Below are 17,952 nucleotides of genomic sequence, written 5' to 3' on the forward strand. Positions count from 1 at the left end.
AAAGAGAGGTGAACAAAAGTACCGTTGGCTTGCGGTATAGCATTGTAGAGATATGCTATTATGTACACTAATATTTGTAAAAATATTGAGTGTATGAATAAAATCTATAATTTTTATATATTTATTTAGATTTTTATAGATTTTATAAAGCTGGTTTTATGAGTATTATATTGGCATCATCATCTCCTAGGAGAAGAGAGTTGCTTTCGAATTTAAATTTGAAATTTAAAGCGATAAAAAGTGAAATTAAGGAATCTATTGATATAGATAGCAATCCTAAAATAGTAGTTATGAATTTGGCTTTTCAAAAAGCATTAGATGTGGCTAATAAAGTAGAAGAAAATGATATAGTTATTGGAGCGGATACAGTAGTTGTATTGGACAATCAAATATTTGGAAAACCTGTTGATGAGGATAATGCTTTTGATATGCTCAAAAAATTGTCTGGGAAATATCATGAAGTGATAACAGGGATTAGTGTTATTAGACTTTCTGATAATACAAAAATAATAGATTATGAAATTACAAAGGTAAAAATGAAAAACATTGACGATGATAAGATAAAAAGATATATAAGTACAAAAGAGCCAATGGATAAAGCGGGATCATATGGAATACAAGGATATGGTTCTTTATTGGTTGAAAAAATAGAAGGAGATTATTTTAATGTAGTAGGTCTTCCAATTGCAAAATTAGAAGAAATTTTATATAGACATTTTGGGATAAATATTATATAAATTTGAATTGTATGAACGGTTGATATTTTATTAAATATAAATATGGAGGTTGTTGTATGGGTCAAGAAAGAAAAGTATCCATAAAAGAAATGGCAGTAGATGAAAGACCCAGAGAAAAAATACTTTCAAAAGGAGTAAAATATTTATCTAATTCTGAACTTTTGGCTATACTTTTAAGATCAGGAAATAAAGATATGTCTGCTATTGATCTTGCAAATTACATAATAAATATGGATAAATCAGAAGGAATAAGAAATTTATGTAATATTACTATAGAAGAGCTTAGAAAAGTAAAAGGTATAGGAGTTGCTAAAGCCTGCCAAATATTAGCTGCATTAGAGCTCGGCAAAAGAGTTGCAAAAGCTTCTTTTGGACAAAGAGTTAAAATAACAAGTCCTGATGATATAGCAAGTGTATATATGGAAGAACTTAGGTATTTAAAAAAAGAAGTTTTTAAGATAGTTCTTTTAAATACAAAAAACGAAATAATATCTAATATAGAAATTTCTGTAGGATCTTTAAATTCATCAATAGTTCATCCGAGAGAAGTTTTTGTTGAAGCTATAAAAAGAAGTGCAAATAAAATTATTCTTATGCACAATCATCCTTCAGGTCATGTAGAACCAAGTAGGGAAGATAAAAGTATTACTAAAAGGTTGATTGATGGAGGTAAAATAATAGGCATAGATATTATAGATCATATAATAATTGGAGATGGTATATACTTTAGCTTTAAAGCGAAAGGATTAATTTAGAAAGGAGAAAGAATTATGAAAAAGACTAAAAAAACTAGACAAAAAAAGGGAAGTTTTTTTGATATGATTTCAAAAGATATGGGTATAGATTTAGGAACAGCTAATACTTTGGTTTATGTAAGAGGAAATGGTATAGTAGTAAGAGAACCTTCAGTTGTAGCTATAAGAGATGATAACAAGGAAGTTTTAGCGGTTGGAGAAGAAGCTAAAAAAATGATAGGAAGAACTCCGGGGAATATTATAGCTATAAGACCTATGAAAGATGGAGTGATTGCGGATTTTGATGTAACTCAAAGTATGCTTAGGTATTTTATAAAAAAAGCGTATCCTAAAAAAACATTAATTAGTCCAAGAATTGCTGTGTGTGTTCCTTATGGAGTAACAGAAGTAGAGAAAAGAGCTATAGAAGATGCAGCACGTCAAGCTGGAGCGAGAGATGCATATTTAATTGAAGAGCCAATGGCAGCTGCTATTGGAGCAGGATTAAAGGTTGAAGAACCTGATGGAAATATGGTAGTAGATATAGGTGGAGGTACAAGTGAAATTGCAGTTATATCTTTAGGTGGTATAGTTACAGCTAAATCAATTAGAGTAGGTGGAGATGAACTTGATGAATCGATAGTTAATTATGTGAAAAAAGAATATAATCTTATGATTGGAGAAAGAACTGCAGAGGAAGTAAAAATAAAAATAGGTTCTGCTTTTAAAGAAGAAAAAGAAGAAAAATTAGATGTAAGAGGAAGAGATTTAATTTCAGGACTTCCAAAAACTATAAACATTACATCTTCTGAAGTGAGAGAAGCTTTAAAAGAGCCTATTACTAGTATAGTAGATGCAATAAAGGCAACTCTTGAAATAACTCCTCCTGAACTTGCAGCAGATATAATGGAGAATGGTATAATGCTTACTGGTGGAGGAGCACTTTTAAAAGGTCTTGATAAATTGGTTAAAGAAGAAACTGGTATGCCTGTACATATTGCAGAAAATCCTCTTGATTGTGTAGCAATAGGAACTGGAAAATCAGTAGAAGACAAGGAAATCTTCAATAAAGTTCTTATGTATGCAAGAAAAAGTTAAGAGATGGTGATATGGTGAGAAGTAAAAAGAAAAATAATTCAAATAAAGAAGTGATAGTAGTTGTTTTGATTGCTATCACTCTACTTGTAATTATAGGGATGTCTATTAAAGGAAATATAAACAATTATTTGACAGGTGCTATTTTAGATGTTGCTTCTCCTATTCAAAGAGGAATAAATAAAATTTTTACGATTACTAGTGAAAATATTTCTGGGATAATAAATTATAGAAGTAATATTAAAAAGGTTAAACTGTTGTCTAAAGAGAATGAAGAGTTAAAGAAAAAAATAATAGATATAGATTTAAAAAGAGATGAACTTAATTCGCTTAGAGATTTAAAAAAATCTTTAAATTATATAAGTGAAAATTATGATAAAAGTTATATAAGTGCATCGGTAGTAAGTAAAAACGACGGGAATTGGTATACTACTTTTACTGTATCTGCAGGAAAAAAAGACGGAGTGGTTAAAAATAGCATTGTAATTTCAGGAGAAGGGCTTGTAGGAAAAATATATGAAGTTTCAAATAATTATTCTAAAGCTATTTCACTGCTTAACAATAAATCTGCTGTGAGTTTTGAAGTTTTGAGAAAGGGAGAGTATACAGGAGTTATCAGTCAAAATTTATCAATAGATTCTAGCGAAAATTTTGAAGGGTATTTAAAAGGTTATTTATTTGATATAAAATATGAAGTGGTTCCTGGAGATATAATAGTAACTTCAGGTATAGGAATATATCCTAAAGGAATACCACTTGGAGAGGTAGAAAAAGTAATAGAAGATAAAAATAATTTACTAAAATATATAAAAGTAAAACCTTATGTCAATTTTAAAAAGATAGATAAGGTTTTGATAATAAGACCTAGGATAATAGAGTAAAGAGGGAATCTTAAATGAAAAATTTTATATTAGTATTTTTAGGAATGACATTAATTATATTGGAAAATAGCGTTCTAAATTATATCGACATATTTGACTTGAGTATAAATATGTCGATTATATATATAAGTATTATTTCTTTGTTTTTAAAACGAAATCAAGGAGCTTTTATAGGTTTAATATTAGGTTTTTTTAAGGATATTTTGATAGGTAGATTTTTAGGAATAAATGCTCTTATATTTTTTGTAATTGGATATGTGTATGGAATATTAAAAGATAAAGTTTTTAAAGAAAATGTTATGACTATAGTAATTTTGATTTTTTTCTCTAGTATCTTTGAGTCTTTTATTAATTTTATATTTTTAAAGAGTTTTTTTACGAGTAGTAAAATTATAATTTCAATTTATAAAGGTTTTGTAATTATACCTATTTTAAATGTTGTAGTAGCTTTGTTTGTACATAAATTTTTAATTGATTTTATAAAAAAATTAGACAATATTTAATGGTGATTGTTATGAAGAACAAAAAATTTGAGGATAGATATGACGTTTTAAAATTTTCATTTATACTTGTATTTTCCGTAATTATTTTGAAGTTAGGTTATATGACAGTTATAAAAGGTGAAGAGTATTATGAACAAGCGCAAAATAAAGTGTATAAAAAAATACCAATAGAAGCACCTAGAGGAGAAATAAGAGATAGATATGGAAGGTTGCTTGCGGGAAATAGAGCGTCTTTTACTGTTCAGTTGTCAAAAGATGAGATAGAAAAATCAGATCCTAATAAGATAGCTAATAAGGTGATAAAAATATTAGAACAGAATGGAGAGAAGTACATAGATGAATTTCCAATAATAATAGAGAATGGAAAGTTTTATTATACATATGATAGAACAATAAATGAATGGAAACGAAAAAACAATATACCTTTAAGTTATAATGCAGAGAAAAGTTTTTATGAGATTGTCGATAGGTTGATTAATGATGGGATATTGAATGTAGATAAAGATACAGATAAATATGAGCTTCAGAAATTGTTGAATGAAAAAGGTTATTATCCTCCCATATATGTGTCTAAATGGAAATTTGCAGAAGAAGTTAAAAAAGAGCAGTGGCTTTATAGGTATAGAATAAAGGAAGAAAATATTAGTGCAAAAGATGCATTTAAAAAAGTTAGAGATTACTATAAAATTTCAGAAGAATTAAATGATTATGATGCTAGAAAAATACTTTTGGTTAGAGATTTGTTAAAATCTCAGGGATATTTACAATACCAGCCTATAAAACTTGCACTTGATGTAAGCAAAGAAACTGTATCGGAAATAGAGGAGTATGCTATGGAACTTCCTGGTGTTAGTATAGAAACTGAACCTATAAGATATTATCCTAATGGAAATTTCGCTTCGCATATATTAGGGACAATAGGGAAAATATCGCAGCAAAATGAAATAGATACATATATAAAGAAAAAAGGTTACAGTATAAGTGATATGATAGGTAAAATTGGTATAGAAAAAAAATATGAAGAAAAACTTCATGGAGAAAAAGGTTATAAAAAGGTAGAAGTTGACGCGTATGGAAGACTTATACGAAAGATAGATATTAAAAATCCTATAGCAGGAGATACTGTATATTTGACTATTGATAAAGATTTACAAGAAGTAGCTGAGAATTCTTTAAAAAATGTTTTGAAAACTATTCAAGTAGGAGGAACTTATAAAAGTCCTTGGGGAAATGTAAGACTTAGAGATAGTAAGAGAATATATAATAAAGCTAAATCAGGTGCTGTTGTAGCACTTGATGTTAAAACCGGAGAAGTACTTGCCATGGCAAGTTATCCAGATTATGATCCAAATTTGTTTGCTACAGGAATAACTAATGAGGATATGGAAAAACTCCTTCCTGAAAATAAAAATGATCCATTAGCAGCAAAGCCGCTTTATAATACAGCTACATTTACAGCAGTTCAGCCTGGATCGATATTTAAGATGATAACAGGTCTTGCTGCTATTGAAAATGGACTTGATCCTAATTATAAAATTAATGCTAAGGGAAGAATAATGCTTGGGAATAAATCATTTGGATGTTGGATATGGAATTCTCATAGAGGAAGTCATGGACCTACAGATTTGTATAAAGCAATTGAACATTCTTGTAATTATTATTTTTATTGTGTAAGCGTTGGGTATGATTATGGAAGTAATAAACCTCTTCCTGTAAAGATGAGTGTGGAAGAAGTTTTAAAATATGCAAAATTATTTGGACTAGATGAAAGAACTGGAATTGAAATAGAAGAAATACCAGGAAAAGTTCCAAATCCTGAGGCAAAACTTAAAAATACAAGAAGAGCTTTAGAGTATACTTTAAATAGAAAGTTAAAAAATTATTTTGAAGATATAAATGATAAGAATAAGGAAGAATATGAAAAGAGAATAAAAGAAATAGTAAATTGGATAGATGAAAATCCAAGTAGAGGAACTATAATGAAAAGACTTAAAAGTTTGAAAATAAAAGAGGATAAAATATCTGAAGTTGCTGATCTTGTGAAATACAGTTATTTTAATCAAGCAAAGTGGAAAACAGGAGATACTTTCAATTTATCAATAGGACAGGGAGCACATGCTTATACTCCACTTCAAATGGCAAACTATATTTCAGCTTTAGTAAATGGAGGATATAAAAATAAAGTTTCAGTAGTGGATAAAGTAGAATCTTATGATAAAATGAAAGTAGAAAAAACTAAGAAAGAGAAAGAAAGGATACCATTAAAAGATTATAATAATTTAGAACATATCAAAAGGGGAATGCTTAGAGTTACACAGACAGGAACAGCTAAGAGGACTTTTAAAAATTTTCCAATTAAAGTTGGAGCAAAAACGGGAACTGCACAGAGAAGTGGAAGAATTCCTACAAAAGATGAAGCACAGTATTTAATAGATCATATGTCTAGTTTCGGAGTAAATCCTAGTGAAGCTTTAGAGCTTGCAAATAAATATGAAAAACAAGATAAAAGTAAATTAAGCAGAGATTATTATATAAGAAAAGCATTATTTGAATTAAATCCTCATTTGACGTATGATCAAATAAATAGATTTAAAGATACTTATGATGATTTTGCGTGGTTTGTGTCATTTGCACCGTATAAAGATCCAGAAATAGCTGTTGTAGTTTTAATATTTCAAGGTGGCCATGGGGGATATGCAGCTCCTATAGCTAGAGATATAATAGCAGAGTATTTTGGACTTACAAAAGATAAAAATACAGATGATGTAAAGGAAGAGTTAAAATTAATAGAAGAATTAAAAAGATAAAGAAGGATTTATATAATTTTTGAAGAATTTAAAAATATATAGTCTTTTGGAGGAGTAGGTATGGCTTTAGGAGAGGTTGTAGAATTTAAAGGGAATAACAAAGATATGCTATTTAAGAGAGATATAGTAGAATTTAAAGGAAGTAAAAAGGGATTAATTATTAATGTGAAAGAATGTAGTGATTTTGAGAAGATAAAAGAGCAAATAATCAAAAAGATAGAGAGTGCAGGGAGATTTTTTAAAGGTGCAAAAATTGTATCAATAAATTGTAAAACACTCAATGATGTAGAAATACTACATCTTAAGGATATAATAACATCAAAATTTGAAATTGAATTTATAGAAGAAGAAGAGGAAAAAGAAAGTATTTTTCAAGGAATAAATGAAGGGCCAACTAAGTTTATAAAAAATACTGTACGATCAGGTACAAAGATTGAATTTAAAGGAAATGTAGTGATAGTTGGAGATGTAAATCCTGGAGGACAAGTAATAGCTCACGGAAATGTATTAATAATGGGATCTTTAAGAGGCGTTGTACATGCAGGAGCTAATGGCAATAGAAATGCTTTTGTTGTAGCGTATAATTTAGATCCTATACAGCTTAGAATTGCAAATATAATAGCTATAGCTCCAGAAGATAACTTTCAAAAACCTAATTGGCCTGAAATTGCTTTTATAAAGGATGATTATATAATTATAGAGCCATATTTGAATAAAAAATAGTCAATATGCACGAATGGGGGTAGTTTTATATGAGTGAAGTTATAGTAATTACGTCTGGTAAAGGTGGAGTTGGAAAAACTACAACAACTGCTAATTTAGGAACAGCACTTAGTCTTGCAGGTAAAAAGACTGTAGTAGTAGATGCAGATATTGGGCTTAGAAATTTAGATGTTGTTATGGGACTTGAAAATAGAATAGTTTATGATATTGTAGATGTAGTTGAAGGAACATGTAGATTAAAGCAGGCATTAATAAAGGATAAAAGATTTGAAAATTTATATCTTTTACCTGCAGCTCAAACGAGAGATAAAAATGCTATTTCACCAGAACAGATGAAAAAATTATGTGAAGATTTAAAAAAATCATTTGAATATGTATTGATTGATTGTCCTGCAGGAATTGAGCAGGGATTTAAAAATGCAATAGCAGGAGCTGATAAAGCTATAGTTGTAACAACACCTGAAGTTTCAGCTGTTAGAGATGCTGATAGGATTATAGGACTTTTAGAAGCTAATGAAATAAGCGATCCACAACTTATCATAAATAGAATAAGACTTGAAATGGTAAAACGTGGAGATATGATGGATATGGAAGATATAATAGATATTTTGGCTATAGATTTAGTAGGTGTTGTTCCAGATGATGAGAGTATAATAATATCTACTAACAAAGGAGAACCAGCTGTAACAGATGCTAAATCACTAGCTGGACAAGCATATAAGAATGTATCGAAGAGAATAATGGGAGAAGAAGTTCCTTTCTTAAATATAGAAACGCAAGATTCCTTTATGACAAAGCTTAAAAAAATATTTGGACTTGCTAAATAGGGGTGGTAGCAATGCTAGATTTGTTTAAGATGTTTGGTAATGAATCTAAAACAAGCAAAAATGTAGCAAAAGAAAGACTTAAGTTAGTATTAGTTCATGATAGAGTGGATTGTTCTGCTAAGTTTTTAGATATGATAAAGGGAGATATAATAAAGGTTATATCTGAATACATTGAAATAGATGAAAATGGTTTAGAAATTAAGATGGCAAAATCTAGAAATGAAAACAAAGATGCACCTGTATCTGCGTTAGTTGCGAACATTCCTATAAAAAAATTAAAAGAAGGAGTAAGATAATATTATAAATATTGGGAAGTCCTATGGGGTTTCCCAATATTTTTCAGTAGGTGATAAATTATGAATGTTCAAATTAAGATGTTTAAAAATATTGATTGGATATTAGTTTTTACTGTTATATGCATATTTATTATAGGAATGATTGTTATTAGTAGTGCAACCCATGTGAATGATTCAGGAAGTTTTAGACAATTACAGGTGCAGGCTATATCATTTGTTATTGGAATAGTAATAATATCTTTTATACTTTTGGTAGATTACAATAAATTAGGCAAATATTATAAGCAAATATATATATTGAATATATTACTGTTACTTGCAGTGTATATTCCGGGACTTGGTGTATCTCATGCAGGGGCAAGATCTTGGATTAAGTTAGGTCCAATTGATTTTCAAACTTCAGAAATTGTAAAATTAGGTTTTATTATCAGTTTTGCAAAATTTTTAGAGGATAAAAAAGATAAGTTAAATACATTTAAGGATTTAATTCCTGTTATTATTTATGCTGGACCTATACTGCTTTTAATTTTAAAACAGCCAGATCTTGGAACTGCAATTGTGTTTATGTCTATTATATTTGGAATGACTTTTATTACTGGATTAAATGCTAAAATAATAGGATATGGAGGATTAGGTGCAGTTTTTTGCATACCGATAATTTATAAATTTTTAAAACCGCATCAAAGAGTTAGAATAGATGCTTTTTTACATCCTGGAGATCCAAAATACGAGGGAAACTTTCAAGTTATTCAGTCTATGATAGCGATAGGTTCAGGAAAAATATTTGGGAAAGGTTTGTTTAAAGGAACTCAAAATCAATATAATTTTCTTCCGGTTCAAGAAACAGATTTTATATTTGCCGTTTTAGGTGAAGAGTTTGGGCTTTTAGGAGGAATTGTTTTAGTTTTGTTGTTTTTACTATTTTTAGTTAGAATATTGAAAATAGCTAAAAATGCAAAGGATTTTTATGGATCACTTATAACAGTAGGAGTTTTATTCATGTTTTTATATCAGATTGTTCAAAATATAGGAATGGCTATAGGATTAATGCCAGTAACTGGAGTAACTCTTCCTTTTGTAAGTTATGGAGGGAGTTCACTGGTTACAAGTATGATGGCTTTAGGGCTTATATTAAATGTTTCGATGAGAAGAAAAAAGATAAATTTTTAAAAGGAGATGTAAAATATGAATATAGCATTAATTGCACATGATAGAATGAAGGAAAGGATGGTTAATTTTACATTAGCGTATAAAGATATTTTAAAAAAGTATAATTTATACGCAACAGGAACAACTGGGAAAAAAATTGAGGAAGCTACAGGGCTTAAGGTAAATAGATTTTTATCAGGGCCTTTGGGTGGAGATCAACAAATAGGAGCTAAGATAAGTGAAGATAATATGGATTTAGTAATTTTTTTAAGAGATCCATTAACAGCACAACCTCATGAGCCTGATATACAGGCTTTAATTAGGCTTTGTGATGTACATTATGTTCCTATTGCTACAAATTTAGCTACTGCTGAAATTTTTATAAAAGCACTTCAAAGAGGAGATTTAGATTGGAGAAATGTAAGGAAGAAAGGTTTATTTAAAAAATAAATTAAATTTAAAAATGCCTATGTTATTCTAAAAATTTAGAGTAACATAGGCATTTTTAAATTTTAACATTTGGAGGTGTTTTTTTATTCTTAAAATAATATCTATTTCATATTCATATAATTAAAGAAAGTATAATTTTTTTCTTAAGTAAAATATAAAAAATAATTTAGGGGAGGTATTTTTATGAGAAGAAATTTTAGAAAAAACAAGTTTAAAAATAATAGATTTAATAAAAATAATAATATGATTAATAAAATTTTGATACAGTTTGTAATTTCATGTATAATTGTTTTATTGGCTTTTGGAATAAAATTAAATATTTTAAATAGCGAAAAATATTTAAATCAAGTTAAATATGTATTAGAATATAATTTGGATTTTAAACAGTATTCAGATTTAGTACACAAAAAGGTAACGGAGGTATTAAAAATATATGAGTCAAAAGGTGAACTTAAGTAATATATTGAGCAAAGTAGAAAAGCCTGCAAGATATTTAGGAAATGAAATGAATTCATATCACAAGGATACAAATAATAAAAAGCTGATAAGATACGGTTTTTCGTTTCCAGATGTATATGAAGTTGGAATGAGTCATTTAGGACTTCAGATTATGTATAATCTTTTAAATTCAAGGGAAGATATTTACTGTGAAAGAGTATTTGCTCCAGCTGTAGATATGGAAGAAAAGATGAGAGAAAATAATATTCCTTTATTTGGACTTGAATCCAGAGAGCCAATTACTAATTTTGATTTTTTAGGTTTTACTCTTCAATATGAGCTTTCATATACTAATATGCTTAATATGATGGAACTTGGAAATATTCCTGTTTATTCAAGAGATAGAAATTTAAATCATCCTTTTATAATGGTAGGAGGACCATGTGCTTATAATAGTGAACCTATAGCAGATTTTGTAGATATTGTAGTTCTTGGAGAAGGAGAAGAAGTAACTTTAGAAATAATAGATAGATATAGAGAGTGGAAAAAAAATAAAACTACTAGAGAGGATTTTCTATACGATTTAGCTGTAAATGTAAGAGGAGTTTATATTCCTTCGTTTTATGATTTTGATTATAATGATGATGGAACAATAAAAAAATTAATTCCTTTAAAAGAAAATATTCCAGTAAAAATGCAAAAAAGGATTGTTAAAAATTTAGATGAAAGTTTTTTTCCAGATAAAATATTAGTTCCTTATATAGATGTAGTACACAGTAGGATAATGCTTGAGCTTTTTAGAGGATGTACAAGAGGTTGTAGATTCTGTCAAGCGGGTATGATATATAGACCTATAAGAGAGAGAAGTGTTGAAAAATTAAAGGAACTTGCTAAAAAATTAATTCAAAGTACAGGTTATGAGGAAATATCTTTATCATCTTTAAGTACGAGTGATTACTCGCAACTTAAAGAACTTACTGAACATTTAATTTCAGAGTATTCTAAGAAGGAAAGAATAGGAATTTCTTTACCTTCATTGAGGTTAGATAATTTTTCATTAGAACTTGCTCATAAAGTTCAAGAAGTTAGAAAAAGTGGATTGACATTTGCTCCGGAAGCAGGAACTCAAAGACTTAGGGACGTTATAAATAAAGGTGTTACTGAATATGATTTAGAAAATGCTACTAAAAAAGCATTTGAAAAAGGATGGAATAGTGTGAAACTTTATTTTATGATTGGACTTCCAACTGAAACTTATGATGATTTAGATGGAATAGCAGATTTGGCGTATAAGGTTATTGATATATACAGAGATGTTCATAATGGGAAATTAACTAGGAATTTTAATGTTACTGTTAGTACATCTTCTTTTGTTCCAAAAGCTTTTACACCTTTTCAGTGGCATGGACAAGATAGTATAGAAGAACTTAGAGAAAAACAAAGGTATTTAACTAAAAAGCTTAAAAATAGAAATATAAAATACAATTATCATGATAGTCAAACAAGCTTTTTAGAAGCTGTAATTGCAAGAGGAGATAGACGAATATCTAAAGTTATTTATGATGCTTTTAAAAAAGGATGTAAGTTTGATGGTTGGATTGAGCATTTTAAATTTGATTTATGGAAAGAAGCTTTTGAAGAAAATAATATAGATATGAGTTTTTATGCTAATAGAGAAAGAAGTTATGAAGAAGTTCTTCCTTGGGATCATATAGATGTAGGTATTAGTAAAAAATTTTTGATAAGAGAAAACGAAAAATCGAAAAAAGAAGAACTGACACCTGATTGTAGAAAAAAATGTAATGCTTGTGGTATAAATGTAGATATAGCGAGGGGGCTGTGTTAATGAATATTTTAAGGTGTAAATTTATCAAAGAAAAAGATATGATATATATATCGCATTTAGATCTTCAAAGACTTTTGCAGAGGAGTTTAAGAAGAGCAGGGATTAAGGTAAGTTATTCTCAGGGATTTAATCCTCATCCTAAAATTTCATTTGGACAAGCATTATCGCTTGGAACGGTAAGTTTTGGTGAATATATAGATATTGAGTTAGATGAAGTTATAAGTGAAGATGAATTTTTAACGAGAATAAATAATGTTCTTCCTGATGGCATTAAATTTTTAAAGGCTGTATATGTTGATAAAAGTGTTCCTTCTTTGATGTCATCTATTAGCCATGGCTCGTATACATTGAAATTAAAAATAAATAATGACATAACAATAGATGATATAAAGTCAAAAGTGAAAAAATTTATGGAAAAAGATGAAATTGTATTTATGAAAAAGACTAAAAAAGGAAAAATGAAAGAGGTAAATATAAGACCTTTAATAAGGAAATTAAATGCAGTACTTTTAGATGACAGTAATTTGATTTTAAATACAGTTATAGCTACTGGTTCAAGTGGAAATTTAAACCCCAGTATTTTACTAGAAAAATTTAAAGAAATTTCGAATTTGGATATAGATATGGAAAATATAAAAATTATAAGAAATGATTTATATATTGATGATGGCAAAAAAATGATAACTCCTATTTAGGAAGTGGTTAAATGAAGTATTTAATAGTAGATGTAGGGCTTTATCAATCGAAAATAGCATATTTAGAAGATAATAAATTAAAAGATTTGTTTGTAGAAGATAATAGAAATAAAAAAACACAAAATAATATATACAGAGGTATAGTCAAAAACATACTTTTAGGAATGGAAGCGGCATTTGTTGATATAGGTTTAGATAAAAATGCTTATTTAAAACTTGACAATAAAGTACAGAATATAAAAAATGGACATGAAGTTTTAGTTCAAATAAAAAAAGAGCCTATAGGAGATAAGGGAGCAAAGTTAACTTCGGAGATAAGTATACCAGGAAGATATCTAGTTTTAATGCCAACTAGATGTGATATAGTTGTATCAAATAAGATAAAAGATGAAAAAGAAATAAAAAGGCTTAAGGGTATAGTATCAAAATTAAAACCAGAAAATGTCGGTGTTATTATAAGAACTGAAGCATTTGGAAAAGATGAACAAGATTTTAAAAAAGATTTTAAAGAGTTAATTGATGTATATAATAATATAAAAAAGAAAAATAAACTAGGAATAGGACCGAAATTATTATATGAAGATTTAGATATGACATTAAAAGTGATAAGAGATATTTTTAATTCGGATTTTGATAAGGTTATTGTAAATAATTTAGAAAAGTTTAATCAAATAAAAAAATTATTGAAAAATATAGATAAATCATATGAATCTAAGGTTGAATATTTCGAAGAAGGAATAGATATATTTGACTATTATAAAGTTACAAATGAATTAAAAAGAGCATTAAATAGAAAAGTTTGGCTTAAAAGTGGAGGATATATAATAATAGATAAAACTGAAGCTTTAACAGTTATAGATGTTAATACTGGTAAATATACTGGGAATTTGGGACTTGATGAAACAGTCTTTAATACAAACTGTGAAGCAGCAAGTGAAATAGCAAGGCAGATTAGAATAAGAGATATAGGTGGAATTATATTAGTGGATTTTATTGATATGAAAAATGATGAATACAAGAAAATTTTAATAAAAAAATTACAGGAATATTTGCGAGATGATAAAGTTAAAGCTAAAGTTTTAGGAATGACTAATTTAGGCCTTGTTGAAATTGTAAGGAGAAAATTTAAAGATTCAATAGATAATTTTTTCAAAAGTGGATGTATTTATTGTGGTGGAGATGGAAAAATAAAATCTATAAGTACTATATTAGATAATATAGAGAAAGAAGTTATGAGAATAAAAAAACATACTAATTTTAAAGAAATTTTACTTAGAGTATCTCCTTATATATATAGTAGTTTAAATCAGAATGAGTTTAAGGATATTGAGGTTATATCTGATTATTATGGCTTGAATATAAAAGTAGAAAAAGACATTGATTTGAATGTAAATGATATAAAAATAATGTACTAGAATTTTCTTGACAAAATATACATTGTTTGATAAGATTTATATCTGTAGGTAGCCGCTCAGTTCGGGTTTTAAAATTCCAATTGGGTACCTAGGACTGGCGAGACTGGTTTGAGGAGGTGTAATAATGTACGCAATAGTAGAAACAGGTGGAAAACAATACAAAGTTTCTGAAGGTGATGTAATCTTCGTTGAAAAGTTAGAAGCTAATGAAGGAGATGTTGTTACTTTAGACAAGGTATTAGCTTGTTCTAAAGATGGAAACCTTGTAGTAGGAAATCCTGTAGTTGATGGAGCTAATGTTGAAGCTAAAGTTTTAAAGCAAGGAAAGGCTAAAAAAATAATAGTTTTCAAGTATAAGCCTAAAAAAGACTACAGAAGAAAACAAGGACATCGTCAACCATACACTAAATTAGTTATAGAAAAAATAAATGCTTAATTATGATTAGGGTTAGAATAAAAAGAAATTCAGAAGGTAATATAATTGAATTTAGCATAAATGGACATGCTGGCTTTGCTGAACATGGACAGGATGTAGTTTGTGCTGCAGTTTCTGTTTTATCTCAAACTGCTGTACTTGGAATTTGTGATTATGCTAAAGTAAATTGTGAGTTTAATATTGATGATGGAAAACTTCAATGTAAAATTCCTTCTGATATTTCTGATGAAAAAAGGAAAATAATTGATGCCATATTGGAAACTATGGTATTAGGTTTGAAAAATATAAAAGAAGGATACTCTTCTTATATAAAATTAAAAGAAGAGGAGGTGTAATTATGGTATTAAAAATGAACCTTCAGTTATTTGCCAGCAAAAAAGGGGTAGGTTCTTCTAAAAACGGACGTGATTCTATCTCTAAAAGACTAGGTGTTAAGAGATTTGATGGACAATTTGTTAGTGCTGGTAGTATAATAGTAAGACAAAGAGGAACAAAAATACACCCAGGAAATAATGTAGGAAGAGGCGGAGATGATACATTATTCGCTAAAATTGATGGTGTAGTTAAGTTCGAAAGAAAAGATAAAAAAAGAAAGCAAGTTAGCATATATCCAGTTGCTGTTGCTGAATAAGATAATAAGGAGTGTTTTTAAACACTCCTTTTCTTAATGTATAATAAAAAAGAGGATTGACCCTTCTAAAAGTAGAATATTGTATAGTATAAAGAAGTTATGTAGGGAGGGCGTCATTTGAAAAAAATAAATGAAATTGATTTATATTATTGGGATTTAATAGAAAAATTATTGAGAGAGCAAAGGCATGATTTTTTAAATGAAATACAAATAATATTTGGATATATAAAGTTGAATAAAATAGATAAAGCTGTTGAATATATAAATAAAGTAAGTTATAGTGCTAAGGTATGTTCAAAATTATCTAATTTAAATTGTATAGATTTATATTTGATTTTGAATGAAAAATTAAGAAAATGCAAGGAATTAGGAATTAATGTGAATTTTGAAGTGTATAGTGTTGGAGAGAGAAAAGATTTTTTAGGTAAAAATATATTAAAATCATTAAATTATTTTGAAAAAGCGATAGATATAGTGTTGGATTTTGTGTATAATAATTCTAATTTTGAAGAGTATATATTTTATATTGAGGAAACTCCCGAATGTTTTGCTTTAAAAGTTGATTTAAGTTATTTTAATGATATTAGTTGTTTAGAGAAAAAACTTAATTTATCTTGTGGAGAATTTTATTTATGTAAAGATTATTTAATATATGAAATTGAATTTAATTAAAGGGTGATAGGTATGTTCATAGATAAAGCTAGGATATTTGTTAAAGCTGGAAAAGGTGGAAATGGAGCAGTTGCTTTTAGAAGAGAAATATATGTTCCAGCTGGAGGCCCTGCTGGTGGAGATGGTGGCCATGGGGGAAATGTTATATTTGAAGTTGATGAAGGATTAAGAACCCTTATGGATTTTAGATATAAAACTAAATATGTAGCTTCGAATGGAGAAGATGGAAAAAATAAAAAAATGAATGGAAAATCTGCAGATGATTTAGTTCTTAAAGTGCCACCTGGAACTATAATAAGAGATGAAGAAACAAATCTTGTGATTGCAGATTTAAAAAAAGCAGGAGATAGAGCTGTAGTTGCTAAGGGAGGAAGAGGAGGAAGAGGAAATTGTCATTTTACTACTTCTGTAAGACAAGCTCCTCGCTTTGCAGAAGCAGGTAAAGAAGGAGAAGAAAGATGGATAATTCTTGAGCTTAAAATGATAGCAGATGTAGGATTGATAGGTTTTCCAAATGTAGGAAAGTCAACTTTTCTTTCAATAGTAACAAAAGCTAAACCTAAGATTGCTAATTATCACTTTACAACACTTACTCCGAATTTAGGAGTAGTTAAAACTAGATTTGGTGATAGCTTTGTTCTTGCAGATATTCCGGGGATAATAGAAGGAGCAAGTGAAGGGATAGGACTTGGTCATGAGTTTTTACGACATATAGAAAGAACAAAAGTTTTAATTCACATAGTAGATGTTTCTGGTATTGAAGGAAGAGATCCAATAGACGATTTTGAAAAAATAAATGAAGAATTAAAGCTTTATAATGAAAAGTTGTCGAAAAGAATTCAAATAGTAGTTGCTAATAAAATGGATTTACCAGATGCTAAAGAAAACTATGAATTATTTAAAGAAGAAATAGAATCGAGAGGATATAAAGTGTTTGCAATGTCTGCAGCTACTAGAGAGGGAATAGATGATATTATAAATTATGTTTCAAATATATTAAAAGAAGTAGAAGAAATAGAATTAGTTTCTGAAGAAGAAATGTTAAAAGATGATTACGTGAAAAATACTAAAGATGAAGAAATAGATGTAAGAGTTGAAGATGGAGTTTATATAGTAGAAGGTAAAGCTCTTGAAAGGCTTTTATATTCTGTTAATTTTGACGATATAGAATCAGTTCAGTATTTTCAAAAAATTATGGAGAAAAAAGGTGTATTTGAAAAGCTTAGAAGTTTAGGTGTACAAGATGGTGATTTAGTTAAATTATATGATTTAGAATTTGAATATTATGATTAGGAGGTAAATAATGTTAACAGGAAAACAAAGATCTTATTTAAAATCAATAGCTAATAAAACAAAACCTATAACTCAAATTGGAAAAGAAGGAGTTACAGATGCTTTTTTAAATCAATTAGATGATGCGTTAGAAGCAAGAGAAATAGTTAAAGTTACTGTACTTGAAAATAGTGGATTAGAAGTTAAAAAAACTGCAAGCGAAGTTGCTAAGGCTGTAAGAGCGGAATTTGTTCAAGCTATAGGATCTAAATTTACTATATATAGAAAATCTATAAATAAACCTAAAATTGAACTTCCGAAAAAATAGTATTTAACAAAAACCTC

Annotated in this window: 21 protein-coding genes; all 21 read left to right on the top strand. The window is 28.3% G+C overall.

Features of this window, described 5'->3' with window-relative positions; translation table 11 throughout:
• Positions 1 to 158: 158 nt before the first annotated feature.
• The 21 genes from BUA19_RS00025 to yhbY all read left to right on the top strand — a co-directional run bounded on the left by BUA19_RS00025 (position 159) and on the right by yhbY (position 17,935).
• Positions 159 to 737, top strand: coding sequence for a Maf family protein (locus BUA19_RS00025; protein ID WP_072722832.1), 579 nt, complete (start codon positions 159 to 161; stop codon positions 735 to 737).
• Between the two features lie 56 nt (positions 738 to 793).
• Positions 794 to 1,492, top strand: coding sequence for a RadC family protein (radC, locus tag BUA19_RS00030; RefSeq protein ID WP_072722833.1), 699 nt, complete (start codon positions 794 to 796; stop codon positions 1,490 to 1,492).
• Between the two features lie 15 nt (positions 1,493 to 1,507).
• On the top strand, positions 1,508 to 2,569 hold the full coding sequence (locus tag BUA19_RS00035; RefSeq protein ID WP_072722834.1) for a rod shape-determining protein: 1,062 nt from the start codon (positions 1,508 to 1,510) through the stop codon (positions 2,567 to 2,569).
• A gap of 11 nt (positions 2,570 to 2,580) precedes the next feature.
• Entirely contained in the window at positions 2,581 to 3,447 is an 867-nt protein-coding gene (gene mreC, locus BUA19_RS00040) for a rod shape-determining protein MreC (protein ID WP_072722835.1), read from the top strand.
• Between the two features lie 14 nt (positions 3,448 to 3,461).
• The gene (mreD, locus tag BUA19_RS00045; protein WP_072722836.1) at positions 3,462 to 3,950 is read left to right on the top strand and encodes a rod shape-determining protein MreD; all 489 of its coding nucleotides are present in this window, start codon (positions 3,462 to 3,464) and stop codon (positions 3,948 to 3,950) included.
• 11 nt (positions 3,951 to 3,961) lie between these two features.
• Entirely contained in the window at positions 3,962 to 6,757 is a 2,796-nt protein-coding gene (locus tag BUA19_RS00050; RefSeq protein WP_072722837.1) for a penicillin-binding transpeptidase domain-containing protein, read from the top strand.
• Positions 6,758 to 6,817: 60 nt separating this feature from the next.
• Complete coding sequence (gene minC / locus BUA19_RS00055) at positions 6,818 to 7,480, top strand: septum site-determining protein MinC (protein WP_242939212.1); 663 nt, start codon at positions 6,818 to 6,820, stop codon at positions 7,478 to 7,480.
• A 29-nt stretch (positions 7,481 to 7,509) separates the two neighbouring features.
• Positions 7,510 to 8,307: a septum site-determining protein MinD gene (minD, locus tag BUA19_RS00060; RefSeq protein ID WP_072722838.1), complete on the top strand. Its 798-nt coding sequence runs from the start codon at positions 7,510 to 7,512 to the stop codon at positions 8,305 to 8,307.
• Between the two features lie 11 nt (positions 8,308 to 8,318).
• Positions 8,319 to 8,603: a cell division topological specificity factor MinE gene (gene minE / locus BUA19_RS00065; RefSeq protein WP_072722839.1), complete on the top strand. Its 285-nt coding sequence runs from the start codon at positions 8,319 to 8,321 to the stop codon at positions 8,601 to 8,603.
• A 60-nt stretch (positions 8,604 to 8,663) separates the two neighbouring features.
• Complete coding sequence (rodA, locus tag BUA19_RS00070; RefSeq protein WP_072722840.1) at positions 8,664 to 9,773, top strand: rod shape-determining protein RodA; 1,110 nt, start codon at positions 8,664 to 8,666, stop codon at positions 9,771 to 9,773.
• Positions 9,774 to 9,788: 15 nt separating this feature from the next.
• Positions 9,789 to 10,202, top strand: coding sequence for a methylglyoxal synthase (gene mgsA, locus BUA19_RS00075; protein ID WP_072722841.1), 414 nt, complete (start codon positions 9,789 to 9,791; stop codon positions 10,200 to 10,202).
• A 183-nt stretch (positions 10,203 to 10,385) separates the two neighbouring features.
• A complete protein-coding gene (locus tag BUA19_RS00080) occupies positions 10,386 to 10,661 on the top strand; it encodes a hypothetical protein (protein ID WP_072722842.1) in 276 nt (91 codons plus the stop codon).
• The gene (locus BUA19_RS00085) at positions 10,636 to 12,486 is read left to right on the top strand and encodes a TIGR03960 family B12-binding radical SAM protein (protein WP_072722843.1); all 1,851 of its coding nucleotides are present in this window, start codon (positions 10,636 to 10,638) and stop codon (positions 12,484 to 12,486) included. Before BUA19_RS00080 ends, BUA19_RS00085 begins: the two co-directional genes overlap by 26 nt.
• Complete coding sequence (locus BUA19_RS00090; protein WP_072722844.1) at positions 12,486 to 13,181, top strand: TIGR03936 family radical SAM-associated protein; 696 nt, start codon at positions 12,486 to 12,488, stop codon at positions 13,179 to 13,181. Before BUA19_RS00085 ends, BUA19_RS00090 begins: the two co-directional genes overlap by 1 nt.
• Before the next feature lie 11 nt (positions 13,182 to 13,192).
• The gene (locus BUA19_RS00095; RefSeq protein ID WP_072722845.1) at positions 13,193 to 14,596 is read left to right on the top strand and encodes an Rne/Rng family ribonuclease; all 1,404 of its coding nucleotides are present in this window, start codon (positions 13,193 to 13,195) and stop codon (positions 14,594 to 14,596) included.
• A gap of 124 nt (positions 14,597 to 14,720) precedes the next feature.
• Entirely contained in the window at positions 14,721 to 15,032 is a 312-nt protein-coding gene (gene rplU, locus BUA19_RS00100) for a 50S ribosomal protein L21 (RefSeq protein WP_072722846.1), read from the top strand.
• A gap of 2 nt (positions 15,033 to 15,034) precedes the next feature.
• Positions 15,035 to 15,367, top strand: a complete 333-nt coding sequence (locus BUA19_RS00105; RefSeq protein ID WP_072722847.1) for a ribosomal-processing cysteine protease Prp — start codon at positions 15,035 to 15,037, stop codon at positions 15,365 to 15,367.
• A gap of 2 nt (positions 15,368 to 15,369) precedes the next feature.
• A complete protein-coding gene (gene rpmA, locus BUA19_RS00110) occupies positions 15,370 to 15,663 on the top strand; it encodes a 50S ribosomal protein L27 (protein ID WP_072722848.1) in 294 nt (97 codons plus the stop codon).
• 117 nt (positions 15,664 to 15,780) lie between these two features.
• On the top strand, positions 15,781 to 16,335 hold the full coding sequence (locus BUA19_RS00115) for a Spo0B domain-containing protein (protein ID WP_072722849.1): 555 nt from the start codon (positions 15,781 to 15,783) through the stop codon (positions 16,333 to 16,335).
• A gap of 12 nt (positions 16,336 to 16,347) precedes the next feature.
• Positions 16,348 to 17,628, top strand: coding sequence for a GTPase ObgE (gene obgE, locus BUA19_RS00120; protein ID WP_072722850.1), 1,281 nt, complete (start codon positions 16,348 to 16,350; stop codon positions 17,626 to 17,628).
• 10 nt (positions 17,629 to 17,638) lie between these two features.
• Positions 17,639 to 17,935, top strand: coding sequence for a ribosome assembly RNA-binding protein YhbY (gene yhbY / locus BUA19_RS00125; protein WP_072722851.1), 297 nt, complete (start codon positions 17,639 to 17,641; stop codon positions 17,933 to 17,935).
• Positions 17,936 to 17,952: the final 17 nt, after the last annotated feature.

Source organism: Tepidibacter thalassicus DSM 15285, assembly GCF_900129915.1.
GTDB lineage: Bacteria > Bacillota > Clostridia > Peptostreptococcales > Peptostreptococcaceae > Tepidibacter > Tepidibacter thalassicus.